The 21,018-nt window shown below is 67.2% G+C and carries 13 protein-coding genes and 2 tRNA genes; 2 read left to right on the forward strand and 13 right to left on the reverse strand.

The features are described 5' to 3' along the window. Nucleotides 1-79 precede the first annotated feature (79 nt). The 8 genes from FEF15_RS04965 to FEF15_RS05000 form a co-directional block, all read right to left on the reverse strand. Nucleotides 80-156 (reverse strand) — tRNA-Arg (locus FEF15_RS04965). A 21-nt stretch (nt 157-177) separates the two neighbouring features. After that, nucleotides 178-270: transfer RNA gene (locus tag FEF15_RS04970), tRNA-Ser, on the reverse strand. 94 nt (nt 271-364) lie between these two features. Then, entirely contained in the window at nt 365-559 is a 195-nt protein-coding gene (gene csrA, locus FEF15_RS04975) for a carbon storage regulator CsrA (RefSeq protein ID WP_163558048.1), read from the reverse strand. Nucleotides 560-757: 198 nt separating this feature from the next. Further along, entirely contained in the window at nt 758-2,008 is a 1,251-nt protein-coding gene (locus FEF15_RS04980) for an aspartate kinase (protein WP_163558049.1), read from the reverse strand. Nucleotides 2,009-2,113: 105 nt separating this feature from the next. Then, nucleotides 2,114-4,723, reverse strand: a complete 2,610-nt coding sequence (gene alaS, locus FEF15_RS04985) for an alanine--tRNA ligase (RefSeq protein WP_163558050.1) — start codon at nt 4,721-4,723, stop codon at nt 2,114-2,116. Nucleotides 4,724-4,902: 179 nt separating this feature from the next. Further along, nucleotides 4,903-5,373: a regulatory protein RecX gene (locus FEF15_RS04990; RefSeq protein WP_163558051.1), complete on the reverse strand. Its 471-nt coding sequence runs from the start codon at nt 5,371-5,373 to the stop codon at nt 4,903-4,905. Nucleotides 5,374-5,376: 3 nt separating this feature from the next. Beyond that, nucleotides 5,377-6,441: a recombinase RecA gene (recA, locus tag FEF15_RS04995; protein WP_163558052.1), complete on the reverse strand. Its 1,065-nt coding sequence runs from the start codon at nt 6,439-6,441 to the stop codon at nt 5,377-5,379. A gap of 98 nt (nt 6,442-6,539) precedes the next feature. After that, nucleotides 6,540-7,058, reverse strand: coding sequence for a CinA family protein (locus FEF15_RS05000; RefSeq protein WP_163558053.1), 519 nt, complete (start codon nt 7,056-7,058; stop codon nt 6,540-6,542). A 150-nt stretch (nt 7,059-7,208) separates the two neighbouring features. Between FEF15_RS05000 and mutS the strand changes: the two genes are divergently transcribed. Together mutS and fdxA are read left to right on the forward strand one after the other, a co-directional pair. Beyond that, nucleotides 7,209-9,788, forward strand: a complete 2,580-nt coding sequence (gene mutS, locus FEF15_RS05005) for a DNA mismatch repair protein MutS (RefSeq protein ID WP_163558054.1) — start codon at nt 7,209-7,211, stop codon at nt 9,786-9,788. 182 nt (nt 9,789-9,970) lie between these two features. Beyond that, the gene (fdxA, locus tag FEF15_RS05010) at nt 9,971-10,294 is read left to right on the forward strand and encodes a ferredoxin FdxA (RefSeq protein ID WP_163558055.1); all 324 of its coding nucleotides are present in this window, start codon (nt 9,971-9,973) and stop codon (nt 10,292-10,294) included. Nucleotides 10,295-10,832: 538 nt separating this feature from the next. Here the strand turns inward: fdxA and eno are convergent. The 5 genes from eno to gltB all read right to left on the reverse strand — a co-directional run bounded on the left by eno (nt 10,833) and on the right by gltB (nt 20,822). Beyond that, complete coding sequence (gene eno, locus FEF15_RS05015; RefSeq protein ID WP_163558056.1) at nt 10,833-12,125, reverse strand: phosphopyruvate hydratase; 1,293 nt, start codon at nt 12,123-12,125, stop codon at nt 10,833-10,835. A 34-nt stretch (nt 12,126-12,159) separates the two neighbouring features. Then, nucleotides 12,160-13,017 carry a 3-deoxy-8-phosphooctulonate synthase gene (gene kdsA / locus FEF15_RS05020; protein ID WP_163558178.1) on the reverse strand — a complete coding sequence of 286 codons (858 nt, stop codon included), beginning with the start codon at nt 13,015-13,017 and terminating at the stop codon, nt 12,160-12,162. Between the two features lie 14 nt (nt 13,018-13,031). Further along, nucleotides 13,032-14,687, reverse strand: a complete 1,656-nt coding sequence (locus FEF15_RS05025; protein ID WP_163558057.1) for a CTP synthase — start codon at nt 14,685-14,687, stop codon at nt 13,032-13,034. 237 nt (nt 14,688-14,924) lie between these two features. Then, nucleotides 14,925-16,346, reverse strand: coding sequence for an FAD-dependent oxidoreductase (locus FEF15_RS05030; protein WP_163558058.1), 1,422 nt, complete (start codon nt 16,344-16,346; stop codon nt 14,925-14,927). Between the two features lie 24 nt (nt 16,347-16,370). Continuing rightward, nucleotides 16,371-20,822, reverse strand: a complete 4,452-nt coding sequence (gltB, locus tag FEF15_RS05035; RefSeq protein WP_163558059.1) for a glutamate synthase large subunit — start codon at nt 20,820-20,822, stop codon at nt 16,371-16,373. Nucleotides 20,823-21,018: the final 196 nt, after the last annotated feature.

Below are 21,018 nucleotides of genomic sequence, written 5' to 3' on the forward strand. Positions count from 1 at the left end.
GTGGGCGGCGTGACCGCCTGTCGGCGCATATCGCGAACCTCGCCTCGGCTCGCACGCCGTCTTGACGCTGTCGTGGAGATGGCACGCCCGGGAGGATTCGAACCTCCGACCACCTGATTCGTAGTCAGGTACTCTATCCAGCTGAGCTACGGGCGCACACGTCACACGGCGTCGACATGGCGGAGAGGGAGGGATTCGAACCCTCGATGGGGCTATAAACCCCATACTCCCTTAGCAGGGGAGCGCCTTCAGCCACTCGGCCACCTCTCCCTCATCGACACGGCGCACATCCTATCGGGTCTGCACCACTTTGTCCAGTGCATTCAGGAATTTGATTTCCGCTCCCCGGCCCCGGGGCCGGGTCTCAGGAATTCGCACCGCCTTCCTCATCGGTCTTCTCGCGCTGGATACGCTGGTAGATCTCCTCGCGATGCACGGCGACATCCTTGGGGGCATTGACGCCGATACGAACCTGATTGCCCTTGACGCCCAGGACGGTCACGGTGATGTCATCACCGATCATCAGGGTTTCTCCGACGCGGCGGGTCAGGATGAGCATGACTGATCTCCTTCTCAGACGACTGGCAACGGGACGCACGCCGCCCCGGACGACGCTGTGTTCAGTATGTGACAGGACGCCGTCGGGCTCCAACGACGCGCCCCATGACAGCGCATGGGGGCGTTGAAGAAAAGCCGGCCAACGCCACCGTCAGGGCCTTCCCACAAGCGTAGAAGGTTGCGGCGCTCCCGGTCGCCCTCATTCGCGCTCGATGTCGCTCTTGTCCAGGCCGAACGCCTTGTGCAGCGCCTTGACCGCCAGCTCCATGTGCTTCTCGTCGATGACCACCGAAATCTTGATCTCGGAAGTGGAGACCATGCGGATGTTGATGTTCTCCTCGGAGAGCACGCGGAACATCTTGGAGGCCACGCCCGCATGCGAGCGCATGCCAACGCCCACCAGGGAGACCTTGGCGATGTTGTCGTCGCCCTTCACCTCGCCTTCACCCAGTTCGGGCAGCACCTGCTCATTGAGGATCTTCAGGGTCTGCTTGTAGTCGCCCTTGGCCACGGTGAAGGTGAAGTCGGTGTAGTCGCCGGCCGGTGCCACGTTCTGCACGATCATGTCGACCTCGATATTGGCATCGGCGATCGGACCGAGAATGCGCGAGGCCACGCCGGGCACGTCCGGGGTGTTGAGCAGGGTGAACTTCGCCTCGTTGGCGGTGAAGGCGATACCGGAAATCAGCGGTTCTTCCATGGAGTCCTCGTCTTGGTCGGAATCAGCAACGATCAGGGTCCCGGGGCCGTCCTCGAAGCTGGACAGCACGCGCAGCGCGACATTGTACTTGCCGGCGAACTCGACGGCGCGAATCTGCAGCACCTTGGAGCCGAGGCTCGCCAGCTCCAGCATCTCCTCGACAGTGATGGTGTCGAGACGCTGCGCCTTGGAGCAGACCCGCGGGTCGGTAGTGTAGACGCCGTCGACGTCGGTGTAGATCTGGCACTCGTCGGCGCCCAGCGCCGCGGCCAGCGCCACCCCGGTGGTATCGGAGCCACCGCGTCCGAGGGTGGTGATGTTGCCCTCCTCGTCGACGCCCTGGAAGCCGGCCACGACCACTACCTGACCGTCATCGAGGTCCTGGCGCATTTCCTCGGTCTCGATGCGCTGGATGCGCGCCTTGGTGTGGGCACTGTCGGTGAGGATGCCCACCTGGGAGCCGGTATAGGAGGTGGCCGGGACGCCCAGCTTGTGCAGCGCCAGCGCCAGCAGCGAAATGGTGACCTGCTCGCCGGTAGAGACCAGCATGTCCATCTCGCGCGGCGTCGGCTCGTCGTTGATTTCGTTGGCCAGGCCAATCAGGCGGTTGGTCTCGCCGCTCATGGCGGACAGCACCACGACCACTTGGTGACCCTGGTCGCGGAAGCCCTTGACCCTTTCGGCCACGGCCTTGATGCGCTCCACGGAGCCCACCGAGGTGCCGCCGAATTTCTGTACGTATAGTGCCATTTGCCGTTTTTCCCTCGTGGTGCGAGTGCCAGGGGCGCTCGGATGAGTGAAAGGTAAGCCATGCAAGCAGGGCCGGGACATTGCGTCGCCGGCCCTGCTGAACGATTAGTGGAGTCGTGCCTCCACCCAGTCAGGCACGCTGGCCAGCGCGTCCGGCAGTGCCGCGACGTCGCTGCCGCCGGCCTGCGCCATGTCGGGGCGACCGCCGCCCTTGCCGCCCACCTGGGCGGCCACGTGGTTGACCAGCTCGCCCGCCTTGACCTTGCCGGTCAGGTCGCTGGTGACCCCGGCGATCAGGCTCACCTTGCCGGCCGCCTCGTCGCCCACGCCGAGCACGATGATGCCGGAACCCAGCTTGTTCTTTAGCTGGTCGAGCACGCCACGCAGCTCCTTGCCGGAGACACCCTCGAGCTGGGTGGCGAGGACCTTGATGCCGCCCACCTCGCGCGCCTCGGCGAGCATGTCGCTGCCCGCGGCGCTGGCCAGCTTGGCCTTCAAGCGCTCGAGCTCCTTCTCCAGGCTGCGATTGCGCTCGACCAGCGAGACGACGCGCTCCTCGACCTGCTCGGGCTTGGCCTTGAGGCGCTCGCCGAGACGCGCGAGGCGCGCCTCCTGCTCGCGGAAGTAGGCCAGCGCGCCCTCGCCGGTGATCGCCTCGATGCGGCGCACCCCGGCGGCGATGCCGGTTTCGCTGACGATATGAAAACAGCCGATGTCGCCGCTGCGCGCCACATGGGTGCCGCCGCACAGCTCGATGGAGAAGTCGTCGGCGCCGATGGTCAGCACCCGCACGCTGTCGGCGTACTTGGCCTCGAAGAGCGCCGCCGCCCCCTTGGCCTTGGCCTCATCGAGGGTCATCAGCTCGATCTTGGTCGGGGCATTGGCCAGGACCTGCTTGTTGACCAGGCGCTCCACTTCGGCAAGCTGCTCCGGGGTCATCGCCTCGAAGTGGCTGAAGTCGAAGCGCAGCCTCTCGGCGGTAACCAGCGACCCCTTCTGCTGGACATGGTCGCCAAGCACCAGTCGCAGCGCCTTGTGCAGCAGATGGGTGGCCGAGTGGTTACGCACCGTGGCGGCCCGCAGGCTGGCGTCCACCTGGGGACGCACGGCGCCACCCACCGCGAGCTCGCCCTCGACCATCACGCCGTGGTGCAGGTGGTGGCCGCCCTGCTTCTGGGTGTCGGTGACCTGGAAGCGCCCGCCGTCGACGTAGAGGTAGCCCGTATCGCCCACCTGGCCGCCCGACTCGGCGTAGAAGGGGGTGCGGTCGAGCACCACGATGCCCTTCTGCTCGGCCTCGAGACCGGCGAGCTCGTTGCCGGCGCTGTCGAGCAGCGCGGTGACGGTGGCACGATCCTCCAGGCGCTCGTAGCCGGTGAAGTCGGTCTCGCCCGGAAGCTGCAGTGCCGCGCCGTAGTCGGCGCCGAACTGGCTGGCCGCCCGGGCGCGATCGCGCTGAGCCTCCAGCTCGCGCTCGAAGCCGGCCTCATCGAGGGTCACGCCCCGCTCGCGGCAGACATCGGCGGTGAGGTCATAGGGGAAGCCGTAGGTGTCGTAGAGCTTGAACACCGTCTCGCCGGGAAGCATCTCGCCGTCGAGGTCGGCCAGCGCCGCCTCGAGCAGGCCCATGCCGTGGTCCAGGGTGCGGGCAAACTGCTCCTCCTCCTTGAGCAACACGCGCTCGATCTGGCCACGCGCCTGGCGCAGTTCCGGAAAGGCCTCGCCCATCTCGGCGTCCAGCGCCGCCACCAGCTGGTGGAAGAAGGGCTCGGCGGCGCCCAGCTTGTGGCCATGGCGAATGGCGCGCCGGATGATGCGGCGCAGGACGTAGCCACGCCCCTCGTTGGAGGGCAGCACGCCGTCGGCGATCAGGAAGGCGCAGGAGCGGATGTGGTCGGCGATCACGCGCAGCGACGGTGCAGCGGTGTCGGCGTGGCCGGTGGCCTCGGCGGCGGCCGCCAGCAGGTTCTGGAAGAGGTCGATCTCGTAGTTGGAATGCACGCCCTGCATCACCGCGGCGATGCGCTCCAGCCCCATGCCGGTGTCGATGGAGGGCTTGGGCAGCGGATACAGGGTGCCCTCGGCATCGCGGTCGAACTGCATGAAGACGAGATTCCAGATCTCGATGTAGCGATCGCCGTCCTCCTCGGGGGTGCCGGGGGGCCCACCCCATACCTCGGGGCCGTGATCGAAGAATATCTCCGAGCTCGGCCCGCAGGGGCCGGTGTCGCCCATCTGCCAGAAGTTGTCTTCGTCGAGCTTGGAGAAGCGCGCCGGGTCGACGCCGATCTCCTCCTTCCAGATCGCCTCGGCCTCGTCGTCGCTGACATGGACCGTGACCCACAGTTTTTCCTTGGGCAGCCCCAGGATCTCGGTGAGGAAGGTCCAGGCGAAGCGGATGGCGTCGCGCTTGAAGTAGTCGCCGAAGCTGAAGTTGCCCAGCATCTCGAAAAAGGTGTGGTGACGCGCCGTGTAGCCGACGTTGTCCAAGTCGTTGTGCTTGCCGCCGGCACGCACGCAGCGCTGCGACGACACCGCCCTCACGTAGGGACGCGGGTCGCGACCCAGGAAGACGTCCTTGAACGGCACCATGCCGGCGTTGGTGAACAGCAGCGTCGGGTCATTGCCCGGCACCAGCGAGCTCGACGGCACGACGGTATGGCCGTTTTCCTCGAAGTAACTCAGAAAGGCCTGTCTGATCTCTGCGCTTTTCATGGGGTATCCGTGGCAATGAACATGGCATCCCGGCGGGCAGTCGGGCTTACTCCGGCAACGCGGCGAACCGCGGCGGGGCGCGTCGCGTCGCCACGGGCGTGCTACCCGGGGTGTTCGCAAAGGGAGTCATTATAGCGCAGTCGTCAAGCGACTGAAGGGGATGGGAGCGATGGACGGCGTCAGGCGCTGTCCCAGGCGTGGTCCAGGGCGTGGCGCACCTGGTCGGCATCGAAGCCGCGCCCGGCCAGGAAGCGCTCGCGGCGAGCGCGCTCGCGGGGGGTGTCGCCGGGGCCACTGAAACGCCGTGCCAGCGCCGCGGCGGCCAGGGCGAACCAGTCGGTGCCGTCCGCCTGGGCCTGGTGAAAGGCCGCCCGGACCCGCTCGCGCTCGACCCCGCGCTGTTCGAGCTCGAGGCGAATCTTCACCGGCCCCTGGCCGCGGGCAAGGCGCGCGCGCAGGAAGCTCTCGGCGAAACGCGCGTCGGACTGCAACCCCTCCGCGGCCAGGGCGTCGAGGCACTCCGCCACGGCCTCGGGCGTGTGCCCCTTGGCGGCCAGTCGCGCTGCCAGCTCGGCGCGGGCGTACTCGCGCCGCGCCAGCAGGCGAATGGCGTCCTCACGGGGGGCAGCGTCGGCTGAGGTTTCCGGCATGGTTTACAGCAGGTCGTCCTCGCGATCGCCCGTATCGGCCACGGCCTCCTCCGGTTTCTCCTCCTTGGGGCCGGGCACGTTGAGCAGTTGGGCGCGGATCTGGCTCTCGATCTCCTCCATCACCGCCGGGTTGTCCTCGAGGAACTGGGCGGCATTGGCCTTGCCCTGGCCGATCTTGTTGCCCTGGTAGCTGTACCAGGCGCCCGCCTTGTCGATCAGCTTGCACTGCACACCGAGGTCGACCACCTCGCCGGCGTGGTAGATGCCCTTGCCGTAGAGAATCTGGAACTCGGCCTGGCGGAACGGCGGTGCCACCTTGTTCTTCACCACCTTGACACGGGTCTCGTTGCCGGTGACCTCGTCGCCCTGCTTGACCGAGCCGGTGCGGCGGATGTCGAGGCGTACGCTGGAGTAGAACTTGAGCGCATTGCCGCCGGTGGTAGTCTCGGGGCTGCCGAACATCACGCCGATCTTCATGCGGATCTGGTTGATGAACACCACCATGCAGTTGGCGTTCTTGATGTTGCCGGTGATCTTGCGCAAGGCCTGGGACATCAGGCGCGCTTGCAGGCCGACGTGGGAGTCGCCCATCTCGCCCTCGATCTCGGCCCGCGGCGTGAGCGCAGCCACCGAGTCGATGATGATCACGTCGACACCGCCGGAGCGCACCAGCATGTCGCAGATCTCGAGGGCCTGCTCGCCGGTATCCGGCTGGGAGACCAGCAGGTCGTCGAGGTTGACGCCGAGCTTCTCGGCGTAGCTCGGGTCCAGGGCATGCTCGGCATCGATGAAGGCGCAGGTCTTGCCCTGCTTCTGGGCCTGGGCGATCACCGACAGGGTGAGCGTGGTCTTGCCCGAGGATTCGGGGCCAAAGATCTCGACCACCCGGCCCAGCGGCAGGCCGCCGATCCCCAGGGCGATATCCAGGCCCAGCGAGCCGGTGGAAACCGACGGCATCACTACGCGCGGGGCATCGCCCAGGCGCATCACGGTACCCTTGCCGAACTGGCGCTCGATCTGGCTGAGCGCGGCGTTCAGCGCCTTGGAGCGGTTGTCGTCCTGTGCCATGGATTCTCCTCGCAGATGCTTGGTCGGTGGGTCAGGCCGTGACGCCACCCGAGTACTGTATGGTTGGCCAGTAGTATGGCGCAAAAATCGCCGCTCGCCTACTCCCCGTGCGACTCGAGCCTCAGCAGCAGCCCGATCAGTGCTTCGCGCACCGCCCGCTCGCGCACGGCACGGCGGTCGCCGGGGTAGCGGTGGCACTCGGCCTGCTGGCGCTCGGCGCTGCCCCAGGCGAGCCACACGGTGCCTACCGGCTTCTCGGGACTGCCGCCGCCGGGCCCGGCGACACCGCTGATGGCCACGCCGAGTTGGGCCCCGCTCTCGCGGCACGCCCCGGCCACCATGGCCTCCACCACCGCGCGACTCACCGCCCCCTGCTCGACGAGCAGGGTCTCCGGCACGCCAAGCAGGCGCGTCTTGGCGGCGTTGGCGTAGGTCACATAGCCGGTCTCGAAGTAGTCGGAGCTGCCGGCCACGGCGGTGATGGCGCTGGCCACGCCGCCGCCGGTGCAGGATTCGGCGGTGGTGATCGACACCTCCCGGGCGCGGCAGGCGCGGCCCAGGCGCTCGGCGAGGGTGGTCAGATCGAGGTTGGCCAGATGAGAAGCCGTATGGGGCATGCTATCCCTCCTGAGGGGCGTGGCATCGGAAGCGAACAGCCGGTTCCTGACGCCGGCCGGGCTTGTGCGTAGAATACTGCCTTTGGTCGTGAGATGCAGGCGGCCCTTGTCCCGTTCCCCACGAGTCCCACGGAGCAGCAAAGGAAACCCATGTCCCAGGCCAGCGCCCAGCATACGCCGATGATGGTCCAGTACCTGAAGATCAAGCGTGAGCACCCCGAGGTGCTGCTCTTCTACCGCATGGGCGACTTCTACGAGCTCTTCTACGATGACGCCAAGCGTGCCGCCACGCTGCTCGACATCACCCTGACCCAGCGGGGCCAGTCGGCCGGGGCTCCGATCCCCATGGCCGGGGTGCCCTATCACAGCGCCGAGGGCTATCTGGCCCGCCTGGTCGCCGCCGGCGAGTCGGTGGCGATCTGCGAGCAGATCGGCGACCCGGCCACCGCCAAGGGCCCGGTGGAGCGCCGCGTGGTGCGCATCGTCACCCCCGGCACCCTCTACGACGAGGCGCTGCTCGACGCCCGTCGCGACAACCTGCTGGTGGCCATCCACCCCCAGGCCGAACGCTGGGGGCTGGCCTGGCTGGAGCTCTCCAGCGGCCGTTTCAGCGTGCTGGAGGTGGAGGGCGAGGCAGAAATGCTCGCCGAGCTGGCGCGCCTCGACCCCGCCGAGCTGCTGGCGGCGGATAGCCTCGCCCTGCCCCCCGCCCTCGCCGAACGGCGCGGCCTGCGCCGCCAGAGTGACTGGCTGTTCGACACCGAGAGCGCCACCCGCCTGCTGTGCGACCAGTTCGGCGTCCAGGACCTGCGCGGCTTCGGCTGCGCCCATCTCACCGCCGCCATTACCGCCGCCGGCGTGCTGGTGGAGTATGCCCGCGACACCCAGCGCTCGCGGCTGCCCCACGTCACCGCCATCGGCGTGGAGAGCCGCGACGACGCCGTGGTGATCGATGCCGCCAGCCGCCGCAACCTGGAGATCGACGTGAACCTGGGGGGCGGCACCGACAACACCCTGGCCAGCGTGCTCGACACCACCGCCACGGCCATGGGCTCGCGGCTGCTCAAGCGCTGGCTCAACCGCCCGCTACGTGACCGCGACCAGGTGAGCGCCCGCCAGGGAGCGGTGGCGGTGCTGCTCGACGAGGCGCGCTTCGCCGCCCTGCGCGAGACGCTCAAGGCGATCGGCGATATCGAGCGCATTCTGGCCCGCGTCGCACTCTACAGTGCCCGCCCCCGCGACCTGGCGCGACTGCGCGACGCCCTGACTGCCCTGCCCGAGCTCGAGGCCGAGCTCGCCCCCTACGGCGAGGACACCGCACTCGATGCGTTCAAGCCGCACATTCGCCCCTACCCCGCGCTTGCCGACACCCTGAACCGGGCCCTGGTGGAGAACCCGCCGGTGGTGATCCGCGACGGCGGGGTGATCGCCGAGGGCTTCGATGCCGAACTCGACGAGCACCGGGGGCTGGCCGAGCACGCCGGCGACTACCTGATCGAGCTGGAGCGCCGGGAGCGGGAGCGCACCGGGCTGCCCGGCCTCAAGGTGGGCTACAACCGCGTCCACGGCTACTACATCGAGATTCCCCGCGCCCAGGCCCGCGACGCCCCGGCCGACTACATCCGCCGCCAGACCCTGAAGAACGCCGAGCGCTTCATCATTCCCGAGCTCAAGGAATTCGAGGACAAGGCGCTCTCCGCCAAGTCGCGCGCCCTGGCCCGCGAGAAGCTGCTCTACGACGGCCTGCTCGACACCCTCAACGCCGAGCTCGCCGCCCTTCAGGCCACCGGCCGGGCGCTCGCCGGGCTCGACGTGCTGTGCGCCTTCGCCGAGCGCGCCCAGGCGCTGGAACTCGTGCGCCCCCACCTGCCCGAGGCACCGGGTCTCGTCATCCGCGGCGGGCGCCACCCGGTGGTCGAGCACGTCAGCGAGACCCCCTTCGTGCCCAACGACCTGCATCTGGACGACGAACGGCGCATGCTGGTGATTACCGGCCCCAACATGGGCGGCAAGTCGACCTACATGCGCCAGGCGGCGCTGATCGTGCTGCTCGCCCACACCGGCAGCTTCGTCCCGGCCGACGCCGCCGAGATCGGGCCGGTGGATCGCATCTTCACCCGTATCGGCTCCTCCGATGACCTGGCCGGGGGGCGTTCCACCTTCATGGTGGAGATGACCGAGACCGCCAGCATCCTGCACAATGCCACAGACCAGAGCCTGGTGCTGATGGACGAGATCGGCCGGGGCACCAGCACCTTCGACGGCCTGTCGCTGGCCTGGGCGAGCGCCGAGCACCTGACCCGCACGCGCGCCTTTACGCTCTTTGCCACTCACTACTTCGAGATGACAGCGCTGGCCGAGCAGATCACGGAGGTGGCCAACGTGCATCTCACTGCCGCAGAGCATCGCGAGGGCATCGTCTTTATGCACCGCGTCGAGGAGGGACCGGCCAGCCAGAGCTACGGCCTGCAGGTCGCACAGCTCGCAGGAGTGCCCCAGGGGGTGATCGCCCGGGCCCGCGACAAGTTGTCCCAGCTCGAGCAGCAGGAGGTTGACCAGGGCCAGCGTAGCCCCGCCCGCGGCGACGGCGACCCACCGCCGGTGCAGAACGATCTGTTCGCCACGGCGCCGCATCCGCTGCTCGAGGCGCTGGCTGAGCTGGATCCGGATGCGCTGACGCCCCGTCAGGCGCTCGATCTGCTCTACGAGTGGCGCGACCGCCTGGCGTGACGTCACCGCAGGACGGCGGCTTGCCCCGCTCTCAGCGCATGACTAAAATGGGGCGTTTAATCAAAACTATATTATAAGAGCCAGTGTTTTTATAACCAACCGGCCGCACCTACCAAGCCCAGCCATTTATCAATCACAGTACCGGGTGCCGCAGGTCCCGGCCCCCGAGGAGGGAGACTGGCATGACATTCGTCGTCACCGAAAACTGCATCAAGTGCAAGTACACCGACTGTGTCGAGGTCTGCCCGGTGGATTGCTTCTACGAAGGCCCGAACTTCCTGGTGATTCATCCGGACGAATGCATCGACTGCGCCCTGTGCGAGCCGGAGTGCCCCGCCGAGGCAATCTTCTCGGAAGATGAGATTCCCGACGGGCAGGAGCAGTTTCTCGAGATCAACGCCGAGCTGGCCGAGGTCTGGCCCAACATCAGCGAGAAGAAGGACCCGCCCGCCGATGCCGAGGAGTGGGACGGCAAGCCCGGCAAGCTGGAGTACCTGGAACGCTGAGCGCCCTCAGCGCCTCGTCACGCCCGTCACACCATCCGCCACCTACAAGAGAGCGCCGAGCGTTGCATGACGCTCGGCGCTCTCTCTTGTGTCCCTCGTGGTCGGCAACACCGTCCGGCCTGGCGCAACCGGCAGGTGCAAAAAAGGCGGCCCAAGGGCCGCCCGCTCCTAGCTGTTCCTTTGGACGGGTCCTTCCGTCCGGACTCCAGTGGTGACCTCCCTGCCCGGAGGCGACATCCTGTCACACCGGGCGCACCACGCATGCATCCCATTGCATCCTGCCGGAGAGCGCGAGCGCTCTCCTCTTGTCCCGCCTGCATTGTGGCATTTCTGCACTGCAGCTCAAGACGCCACCGTCTTGCCCCGCGGCTTGTCCTGCTGTCGACAATCCCGCGCAACCTCTTGAAAAAAAGGCAACAAAAAACGACCGGCGCCCAGGGCGCCGGTCGGAGTCACGACTTTTCAGCATCCTTCGCCGCGGTCATGTAGGCAATCTCTTACAAAAGAGGTCACCAATCACCTCGGCAGGGCCCATGCCTCACTGCCCCTGGATGGCGCCGCGGCCAGGATAGGTTGCTGCTGTGCCCAGCTGTTCTTCGATCACCAGCAGCCGATTGTACTTGGCCACGCGGTCTGAGCGGCACAGCGAGCCGGTCTTGATCTGGCCGGCGCTGGTGCCCACGGCCAGGTCGGCGATGGTGGTGTCCTCGGTCTCGCCGGAGCGGTGCGAGATCACCGCGGTGAAGCCGGCGTCCTGGGCCATCTTAATGGCGTCCAGGGTCTCGGTGAGCGAGCCGATCTGGTTGAACTTGATCAGGATGGAGTTGCCGATCTGCTCGCTGATGCCGCGCTGGAGAATCTGGGTATTGGTGACGAAAAGATCGTCGCCCACCAGCTGCACCCGGTCGCCCAACTTCTCGGTCAGCGCCTTCCAGCCCGCCCAGTCGGACTCGTCCATGCCATCCTCGATGGAGACGATGGGATACTGGTCACACAGCTCGGCCAGATAGTCGACGAAGCCGGCGGCGTCAAAGGCCTTGCCCTCGCCGGCGAGAGTGTACCGTCCGGCCTCGTGGAACTCGGACGAGGCGCAGTCGAGCGCCAGGGTCACGTCGCGGCCCAGGGCATAGCCGGCATCTTCCACCGCCTGCTGGATCACCGCCAAAGCCTCGGCGTTGGAGGCCAGATTGGGCGCGAAGCCGCCCTCGTCGCCCACCGAGGTGGAGAGGCCACGGCCTGAGAGCACCTTCTTCAGGGCGTGGAAGATCTCAGCACCCGTGCGCAGCGCCTCGCGGAAGTTCGGAGCCCCCACCGGCTGGATCATGAACTCCTGAATATCGACGTTGTTGTCGGCGTGCTCGCCCCCGTTGAGGATGTTCATCATCGGCACCGGCATGCGGTACTGACCCGGCTGGCCGTAGAGCTCGGCGATATGGGCGTAGAGCGGCACCCCTTTGGCGTTGGCCGCGGCCTTGGCGGCGGCCAGCGACACCGCCAGGATGGCGTTGGCGCCCAGGCTCGCCTTGTTGTCGGTGCCGTCGAGCTCGAGCATGGCGGCATCGAGGCCGCGCTGGTCACGGGCATCCATGCCGACGACACGGGCCCGAATCGTCTCGTTGACCGCCGCCACGGCCTTGAGCACGCCCTTGCCGAGGTAGCGTGCCTTGTCGCCGTCGCGCAGCTCCAGGGCTTCGCGCGAACCGGTGGAAGCGCCGCTCGGGGCGCAGGCCATGCCCACGGCGCCGCTGGCCAGACGCACCTCGGCCTGCACGGTGGGGTTGCCGCGGGAATCGAGCACCTCGAGGGCGTGTATATCGACGATCTGGGTCATACGAGTTTCCTTCTGGGTGTCAGCGAGTGGAGTGTTATTGGACCTCGAGCGGCGTGAAGCCCTTGACCAGGTCGTCGAGGGCCTTGAGCTGGGCGAGGAAGGGCTCGAGCCTGTCGAGGGGCAGCGCGCAGGGGCCGTCGCAGAGGGCCGCGTCGGGGTCGGGATGCGCCTCGAGGAAGAGCCCGGCAAGCCCCACGGCCACGCCGGCACGGGCCAGTTCGGCCACCTGGGCACGCCGTCCGTCGGCGCTGTCGGCGCGCCCGCCGGGGCGCTGCAGCGAATGGGTCACGTCGAAGAAGACCGGGTAGCCGGTCTGCTTCATCTCGCCGAAGCCGAGCATGTCGACCACCAGATTATTGTAGCCGAAGCTCGAGCCGCGCTCGCAGAGCAGCAGGCGGTCGTTGCCCGCCTCCTCGCACTTGCGAATGATGTGACGCATCTCGTGGGGAGCGAGAAACTGCGGCTTCTTGATGTTGATCACCGCCCCGGTCTTCGCCATGGCCACCACCAGGTCGGTCTGGCGCGCCAGGAAAGCGGGCAGCTGGATGATGTCGGCCACCTCGGCCACCGGCGCGGCCTGCCAGGGCTCGTGGGCGTCGGTGATGATCGGCACCCCGTAGCGCGCCTTCACATCGGCGAGTATCTCGAGCCCTTTCTCGAGGCCTGGGCCGCGAAAGGAGTGGATGGAGCTGCGGTTGGCCTTGTCGAAGCTCGCCTTGAAGACGTAGGGCATGTCGAGCTTGCCGGTCACCTCGACATAGGCTTCGGCAACCTCGAGGGCCAGCTCGCGGGACTCCAACACGTTCATGCCGCCGAGCAGCATCAGCGGCAGGGTGTTGCCGGCTTCCCGGTCGGCAAAGGCGATACGCCGTTCGGGGGCAGAGTGCGTCATGTCAGACAAGGGCCTCACTCCTGGGGGGCGGTCTGGGCTCGAGTGCGTGCCGCCTTGTGCTCCAGCGCCGCATTGACGAAGCCGGTGAAGAGCGGATGGCCATCGCGCGGCGTGGAGGTGAACTCGGGGTGGAACTGGCAGGCCAGGTACCAGGGGTGGTCGGGCAATTCGATCATCTCCACCAAGGAATTGTCGACGCTCTTGCCGCAAACCACCAGGCCAGCCTGCTCGAGGTCATCGATGAACTGGTTGTTGACCTCGAAGCGATGGCGGTGGCGCTCGACGATCTCGTCGGCTCCGTAGGCTTCGCGGGCTTTCGAGCCCGCCTTGAGCTGGCACACCTGGCCGCCCAGGCGCATGGTGCCGCCCAGGTCGGAGGCTTCGTCACGCAGCTCGACCTTGCCCTCGGGGGAGAGCCATTCGGTGATCAGGCCCACCACCGGGTGCTGGGTGTCGTGGGTGAACTCCGTGGAGTTGGCGTCGGCCCAGCCAGCCACGTGGCGCGCGAACTCGATCACCGCCACCTGCATGCCGAGGCAGATGCCGAGGTAGGGAATGCCGCTCTCGCGGGCGAAACGCGCCGTGTCGATCTTGCCCTCCACGCCGCGCTCGCCGAAGCCGCCGGGCACCAGGATGGCGTCCTTGCCGGCCAGGCGCTCGGTGCCGTGGCGCTCGATGTCCTCGGAGTCGATGTAGTCGACGTTGACCTTCACGCGGGTCTGGATACCAGCGTGGATCAGTGCCTCGTTGAGCGACTTGTAGGCGTCGAGCAGCTCCATGTACTTGCCGACCATGGCGATGTTGATCGACTTGAGCGGGTTGAGCTTGGCGTCGAGCACGTGGACCCACTCGCCGAGGTCGGCCTCGTCCGCCTCCAGGCGCAGCTTGTCGCAGACGATGTCGTCGAGGCCATGCTCGCAGAGCATCAGCGGGATACGGTAGATGGTGTCGGCATCCTGCAGGGGGATGACGGCGCGCTCCTCGACGTTGGTGAACAGAGCGATCTTGCGACGCTCGGTCTCCTCGAGCTCCACTTCACTGCGACAGATCAGGATATCGGGCTGGATGCCGATGGAGCGCAGCTCCTTGACGCTGTGCTGGGTGGGCTTGGTCTTGGTCTCGCCGGCGGTCTTGATGTAGGGCACCAGGGTCAGGTGCATGAAGATGGCCCGGCTGGCGCCGAGCTCGCTTCTGATCTGGCGGATCGACTCGAGGAAGGGCAGCGACTCGATGTCGCCCACAGTGCCACCGATCTCCACCAGCGCCACGTCGAAGCCCTCGCCGCCGGCGTAGACGCGCCGCTTGATCTCGTCGGTGATGTGGGGGATCACCTGCACGGTGCCACCCAGGTAGTCGCCACGGCGCTCCTTGCGCAGCACGTGCTCATAGACGCGGCCAGTGGTGAAGTTGTTGGCCTGGGTCATCTTCGTGCGGATGAAGCGCTCGTAGTGGCCGAGATCCAGGTCGGTCTCGGCGCCATCCTCGGTGACGAACACCTCGCCGTGCTGGAAGGGGCTCATGGTGCCCGGGTCCACGTTGATGTACGGGTCGAGCTTGAGCATGGTGACCTTGAGGCCACGCGCCTCGAGAATCGCCGCCAGCGAGGCCGACGCGATGCCCTTGCCGAGTGAGGACACAACGCCGCCGGTCACGAAGATATATCGTGTCATGGAGAACCTGTCGAAACGTGATCGGTAGGCCCGGCAGGGAGCCGCGCCCGGATGGGTCGACAGACTAGCAGATTGCGACCTTTGGCTCAATTTCAGGCCGCTCTTACCCCAGGCGATGAGGTGTTGTGGGAGGGAGCTTCAGCTCTCGAAGCAGCGCGCAGCGCTGCCAAACCGGGCGCCTCTCGGCGCCTTCGCCCGGCAAAGCCGGCCTCCCACCAGGGTATTGCTGATGCCTCCTCACACCCCCAGATAGTCGAGGATGCCCTCGCCGGCCTGGCGGCCTTCGTAGATGGCGGTGACCACCAGGTCGGAGCCGCGCACCATGTCGCCCCCGGCGAAGATCTTCTCGTGGGTGGTCTGGAAAGGATAGGCACCACCCTTCTCCGGGGCCAGCACACGACCGCGCTCGTCCATCTCGATGCCCACCGTCTCGAACCAGGGCGAGGGGCTCGGCTGGAAGCCGAAGGCGATGACCACCGCATCGGCGGGCAGGATCTCCTCGGAGCCCGGCACCACCTCGGGGCGCTGGCGGCCGTTCTCGTCCGGCTCGCCGAGGCGCGTGCGCACCACCTTGACACCCTCGACCTTCTCCTCGCCGATCACCGCCACCGGCTGGCGGTTGAACAGGAACTCCACGCCCTCCTCGCGGGCGTTGGCCACCTCGCGCTTGGAGCCGGGCATGTTCTCTTCGTCACGGCGGTAGGCGCAGGTCACCGCGGCCGCCCCTTGCCGGATGGCGGTACGGTTGCAGTCCATGGCGGTGTCGCCGCCGCCCAGCACCACCACGCGCCGCCCCTTCAGGGAGACGTAGTCGGCCGGGTCCTTCTCGAAGCCCAGGCAATTGTTGACGTTGGCGATCAGGTAATCGAGCGCCTTGTGCACCCCGGGCAGATCCTCACCGGGGAAGCCGCCCTCCATGTACTTGTAGGTGCCCATGCCCAGGAAGACGGCATCGAACTCCTCGAGCAGGGCGTCGAAGGTCACGTCCTTGCCCACCTCGGTCTCGAGGCGGAACTCCATGCCCATCTCCTCGAACACCGCGCGGCGACGCTCCATCACCGTCTTGTCGAGCTTGAACTCGGGGATACCGAAGGTGAGCAGCCCGCCGATCTCGGGGTACTTGTCGAACACCACCGGGCGCACGCCGTTGCGCACCAGGATGTCGGCGCAGCCCAGCCCCGCCGGGCCGGCGCCGATGATCGCCACCTTCTTGTCGGTCCAGGCGACCTGGGACATGTCCGGACGCCAGCCCATGGCGAAGGCGGTGTCGGTGATGTACTTCTCCACCGAGCCGATGGTCACCGCGCCGAAGCCGTCATTGAGGGTGCAGGCACCCTCGCAGAGGCGGTCCTGCGGACACACGCGACCGCACACCTCGGGCAGCGAGTTGGTGCGGTGGCACATCTCCACGGCCTCGAGGATGTTGCCCTCGCTGACCAACTGCAGCCAGTTGGGGATGTAGTTGTGCACCGGGCACTTCCACTCGCAGTAGGGATTGCCGCAGTGCAGGCAGCGGTGCGACTGGGCCGCCGCCTCCTGGGGCTTGAACGGCTCGTAGATCTCGGCGAACTCGCGCGAGCGCGTCCGAGCGTCCTTTTTCTGCGGGTCGGCGCGACCCACGTCGATGAACTGGAAGTCGTTATTCAAACGGTTGGCCATGATCGTCTCTCCTGGAAGTCCGGCTTACTCGGGACGCCGACGGGATTCGGCGAGCAGGCTGTTCAAACTCGCGGCCTTGGGCTTCACCAGCCAGAAATGGCGGACGAAGTCGCTGAAGTCCTCGAGGATGGCCCTGCCACGCGCCGAGCCGGTCTCGGCAACGAACTCCTCGATGACCTCCCGCAGGTGGCGCCGGTAGGCCTCCATGGCCTCGGTGTTGATACGGTGGATCTCCACCAGCTCGTGGTTGTAGCGGTCGACGAAGGTGCGATCCTCGTCGAGCACGTAGGCGAAGCCGCCGGTCATGCCCGCGCCGAAGTTGATGCCGGTCTCGCCGAGCACGGCGATCAAGCCGCCCGTCATGTACTCGCAGCAGTGATCGCCCGCCCCCTCGATGACCGCATGGGCGCCGGAGTTGCGCACCCCGAAGCGCTCGCCGGCGGTGCCGGCGGCGAACAGCTTGCCGCCGGTGGCGCCGTAGAGGCAGGTGTTGCCGACGATCGCCGTCTTGTGGCTCTCGAAACGGCTGCCCGCCGGCGGCACGATCACCACCTTGCCGCCGTTCATGCCCTTGCCCACGTAGTCGTTGGCATCGCCCTCCAGGTAGAGGTTGAGGCCCCGGGCGTTCCATACGCCGAAGCTCTGGCCGGCCACCCCGGTGAAGCGCGCGGTGATCGGCGCCTCCTCGAGGCCCGCCTCGCCGTGGCGCTTGGCGATGGCCCCGGAGCTGAGCGCCCCCACGCTGCGGTCGCAGTTGGTGATGGCGAAATGGAACTCGCCGCCCGACTTCGCTTCGATGGCGTCCTTGAGCGCCTCGAGCACCTCCTGGTTCTTGGCGCCCGGGTCGTGGGGCACGTTGCGGCTCACCTGGCAGAACTGCGGGGCGTCGGCCGGCACGAAGTCGTTGGTGAGCAGGCCAGTGAGGTCGAGCTTGCGCTGCGACGCCGTCTCGCCCTCCAGCACCTCGAGCAGGTCGGTGCGACCGATCAGGTCGGTGATCCGGCGCACCCCGAGCATCGCCATCAGCTCGCGCACCTCCTCGGCGATGAAACGGAAGTAGTGCTTGACCATATCCACGGTGCCGAGGAAGTGCTCGTCGCGCAGGTACTGGTGCTGGGTCGCCACGCCGGTGGCGCAGTTGTTGAGATGGCAGATACGCAGGTACTTGCAGCCCAGCGCCACCATGGGCGCGGTGCCGAAGCCGAAGCTTTCGGCGCCAAGGATTGCCGCCTTGACCACGTCGAGGCCGGTCTTCAGGCCGCCGTCGGTCTGCAGGCGGATCTTGTCGCGCAACCCGTTGATGCGCAGCGCCTGGTGCACCTCGGGCAGGCCCAGCTCCCAGGGGGAGCCCGCGTGCTTGATCGAAGTGAGCGGACTCGCCGCCGTGCCGCCGTCGTAGCCGGATACGGTGATCAGGTCGGCATAGGCCTTGGCCACGCCAGTGGCGATGGTGCCGATACCCGGCTCGGAGACCAGCTTCACCGAGACCTGGGCGTCGGGATTGACCTGCTTGAGGTCGAAGATCAGCTGCGCCAGGTCCTCGATGGAGTAGATGTCATGGTGCGGCGGCGGCGAGATCAGCGTCACACCGGGCACCGAGTAGCGCAGTCGGGCGATCAGTTCGTTGACCTTGCCGCCGGGCAGCTGGCCGCCCTCGCCGGGCTTGGCGCCCTGGGCCACCTTGATCTGCAGCACCTCGGCGTTGACCAGGTAGGCCGGGGTGACGCCGAAGCGCCCGGAGGCGATCTGCTTGATCTTGGAGCTGCGAATGGTGCCGTAGCGCGCCGGGTCTTCGCCGCCCTCGCCGGAGTTGGAGCGCCCGCCCGCCTCGTTCATGGCCTGGGCCAGGGCCTCGTGGGCCTCCGGCGACAGCGCACCCAGCGACATGCCGGCGCTGTCGAAGCGCGGAATGAGGTCGTCGACCGACTCCACTTCCTCCATCGGCAGCGGCGCCTCGGCGGCCTTGAGCCGCAGCAAGTCGCGCAGCGTGGCCACCGGCCGCTCGTTGACGAGCTGGGCGAATTTCTTCCACTTGGCGTAGTCGCCCTCCTGCACCGCCTCCTGCAGCGCCTTGACCACGTCGGGGTTGTAGGAGTGGTACTCGTGGTCGTGGACGTACTTGTAGAGCCCGCCCTGGGCGATGGGCTTGCGCGGCGTCCACGCCTGGCGGGCGAGCAGCTCCTGCTGCAGCTGCAGCTCGGCGAAGCCGGTGCCCTGGATGCGCGAGGCCATGCCGGTGAAGCACAGCTCCATCACCTCGCTGTCGAGCCCCACCGCCTCGAAGAGCTGCGAGCCACGGTAGGAGGCGAGCGTGGAGATGCCCATCTTGGAGAGAATCTTGAACAGGCCCTTCTGCAGGCCCTTGCGGTAGTTCTCGCGGGTGTCCGCGGGGTTGCCGGTGAGCTCGCCGGTGCGGTGCATGTCGGCCATCACCTGGTAGGCGAGCCAAGGGAAGACCGCGGTGGCGCCGACGCCGAAGAGCACCGCCATCTGGTGGGCGTCGCGGGCGTACCCCGTCTCCACCACGAGGTTGACGCGCGGACGCAGCGCCAGGCGGCCCAGGTGGTGGTGCACCGCCCCCACCGCCAGTGCTGCCTGGATGGGCAGTTCGCCCTGGGCGAGCTGGGCATCGGAGAGCACCAGGATCACCTTGCCCTCCTGGGCCGCGCGCTCCGCCTGGCGGCACAGTTCGGCCAGGGCCGCTTTGAGCCCCATCGACTCCGGATCGTAGCCCAGCGAGAGCGTGTGGCTGGAAAAGGCCGGGTCGTTCTGGTCGATCAGCGCGGTGAACTTGCGCGGCGAGAGAATCGGCGTGGTGAGGATGATGCGGTGGGCGTGCTCCGGCGTCGCCTTGAAGACATTGAGCTCGGCGCCGATGCAGGTCTCCAGCGACATCACAATCGCCTCGCGCAGCGGATCGATGGCCGGGTTGGTGACCTGGGCGAACTTCTGGCGGAAGTAGTCGGAGAGCAGCCGCGGCTTGCCGGAGAGCACCGCCACCGGGGTGTCGTCACCCATGGAGCCCACTGCCTCCTGGCCGCTCTCGGCCAGCGGACGCAGTACCTGGTCGCGCTCCTCGAAGCTCACCTGGAACATCTTCTGACCGGCCTTGACCGCATCGGCGTCCATGTTCTGGAAGCTGGCGAGCTCGGTGAGCGCCGACTCCAGGTAGTGAGCCTCCTGCTTGAGCCAGCGCTTGTAGGGGTAGGCCGACTTGAGGCGGCTGTCGATGTCCTCGGTGTGCAGCACCTCGCCCGTCTGGGTATCCACGGCGAGAATCTGGCCCGGCCCGACACGCCCCTTGGCCACCACGTCCTCGGGAGCGTAGTCGTAGGTGCCGATCTCCGAGGCCAGGGTGATATAGCCGTTCTTGGTGATCACCCAGCGCGCCGGGCGCAGGCCGTTGCGGTCGAGCATGCACACCGCCTGGCGACCGTCGGTCATGACCACGCCGGCGGGGCCGTCCCAGGGCTCCATGTGCATGGAGTTGTACTCATAGAAGGCGCGCAGCTCGCCGTCCATGGTCTCGACGTTCTGCCACGCCGGCGGCACCATCATGCGCACTGCACGGTGCAGCTCCATGCCGCCCATCAGCAGCACTTCCAGCATGTTGTCCATGCTCGAGGAGTCGGAGCCCACGGTGTTGACAATCTCGTCGAGCTCGGCGATGTCGGGCAACCGCTCGGTGACGAAGTTCTCCTTGCGCGAGTTGGCCCAGCCGCGGTTGGCCTCGATGGTGTTGATCTCGCCGTTGTGGGCCAGCAGGCGGAAGGGCTGGGCCAGCGGCCAGCGCGGTGCCGTGTTGGTGGAGAAGCGCTGGTGAAAGACGCAGATCGCCGTCTCGAGGCGCTCGTCGCCCAGGTCCTGATAGAAGGTCGGCAGGTCGGCCGGCATCATCAAGCCCTTGTAGGAGAGCACCTGGGAGGAGAGCGAACAGACGTAGAACTCCTCCTCGTCGAGCAGCATCTGCTCGGCACGGCGACGCGCCATGAAGAGGTCAACATCGAAGCGCTCGGCATCGCTGCCCTTGCCCGGCTCGACGAACAGATGGCGGATGCGCGGCAGACACGCCTGGGCCATGGGGCCACAGCAGCTGGGATCGACGGGCACCTCGCGCCAGCCACGGATCACCAGGCCGCAGGCGCGCAGCTCGCCCTCGAGGATGCCGCGTGCCCGCGCCTCGCGGGCGTCGTCGTCGGGCACGAAGACAGCCCCCACCGCATAGCGCTCGCCGAGCTGCACGTCCAGCGCCTCGGCGGCGACGTCGCGCATAAAGGCCTCGGGCATCTTGAGCAGCAGGCCGCAGCCATCGCCAGTCTTGCCGTCGGCGGCAATCCCGCCGCGGTGGGTCATGCAGGTCAGCGACTCGATGGCGGTACGCAGCAGATCGTGACTGGCCTGCCCCTCCATGTGGGCAATCAAGCCGAACCCGCAGTTGTCACGGTACTCGCCGGGATGGTGTAGGCCTCGGTTCATGGGCGTGCCTCTCGCTATAACGATTGACTAGTCAGCAGTAAAGCAATATTCTGATGGGTTTTCTTATTGATTATCGGGCATAGCGGCGCCCACTGCTGTCGCGGACAAAGGACGGCAAGGATAGCCAGACCGGCGCCCACCACGCAATCACCGACCCGCCCCCATTCGGCCAAAAGCCTCGCCAAATCCACCACTT

The organism is Halomonas sp. NO4 (genome assembly GCF_010994375.1).
Classification (GTDB): Bacteria; Pseudomonadota; Gammaproteobacteria; order Pseudomonadales; family Halomonadaceae; genus Halomonas.

Coding starts and splice junctions, on each gene's coding strand:
- FEF15_RS05025 (WP_163558057.1), bottom strand. CDS start 14,687: ATGACACGATATATCTTCGTGACCGGCGGCGTTGTGTCCTCACTCGGC.
- eno (WP_163558056.1), bottom strand. CDS start 12,125: ATGACCCAGATCGTCGATATACACGCCCTCGAGGTGCTCGATTCCCGC.
- kdsA (WP_163558178.1), bottom strand. CDS start 13,017: ATGACGCACTCTGCCCCCGAACGGCGTATCGCCTTTGCCGACCGGGAA.
- FEF15_RS04980 (WP_163558049.1), bottom strand. CDS start 2,008: ATGGCACTATACGTACAGAAATTCGGCGGCACCTCGGTGGGCTCCGTG.
- mutS (WP_163558054.1), top strand. CDS start 7,209: ATGTCCCAGGCCAGCGCCCAGCATACGCCGATGATGGTCCAGTACCTG.
- FEF15_RS05000 (WP_163558053.1), bottom strand. CDS start 7,058: ATGCCCCATACGGCTTCTCATCTGGCCAACCTCGATCTGACCACCCTC.
- csrA (WP_163558048.1), bottom strand. CDS start 559: ATGCTCATCCTGACCCGCCGCGTCGGAGAAACCCTGATGATCGGTGAT.
- FEF15_RS04990 (WP_163558051.1), bottom strand. CDS start 5,373: ATGCCGGAAACCTCAGCCGACGCTGCCCCCCGTGAGGACGCCATTCGC.
- alaS (WP_163558050.1), bottom strand. CDS start 4,723: ATGAAAAGCGCAGAGATCAGACAGGCCTTTCTGAGTTACTTCGAGGAA.
- fdxA (WP_163558055.1), top strand. CDS start 9,971: ATGACATTCGTCGTCACCGAAAACTGCATCAAGTGCAAGTACACCGAC.
- gltB (WP_163558059.1), bottom strand. CDS start 20,822: ATGAACCGAGGCCTACACCATCCCGGCGAGTACCGTGACAACTGCGGG.
- FEF15_RS05030 (WP_163558058.1), bottom strand. CDS start 16,346: ATGGCCAACCGTTTGAATAACGACTTCCAGTTCATCGACGTGGGTCGC.
- recA (WP_163558052.1), bottom strand. CDS start 6,441: ATGGCACAGGACGACAACCGCTCCAAGGCGCTGAACGCCGCGCTCAGC.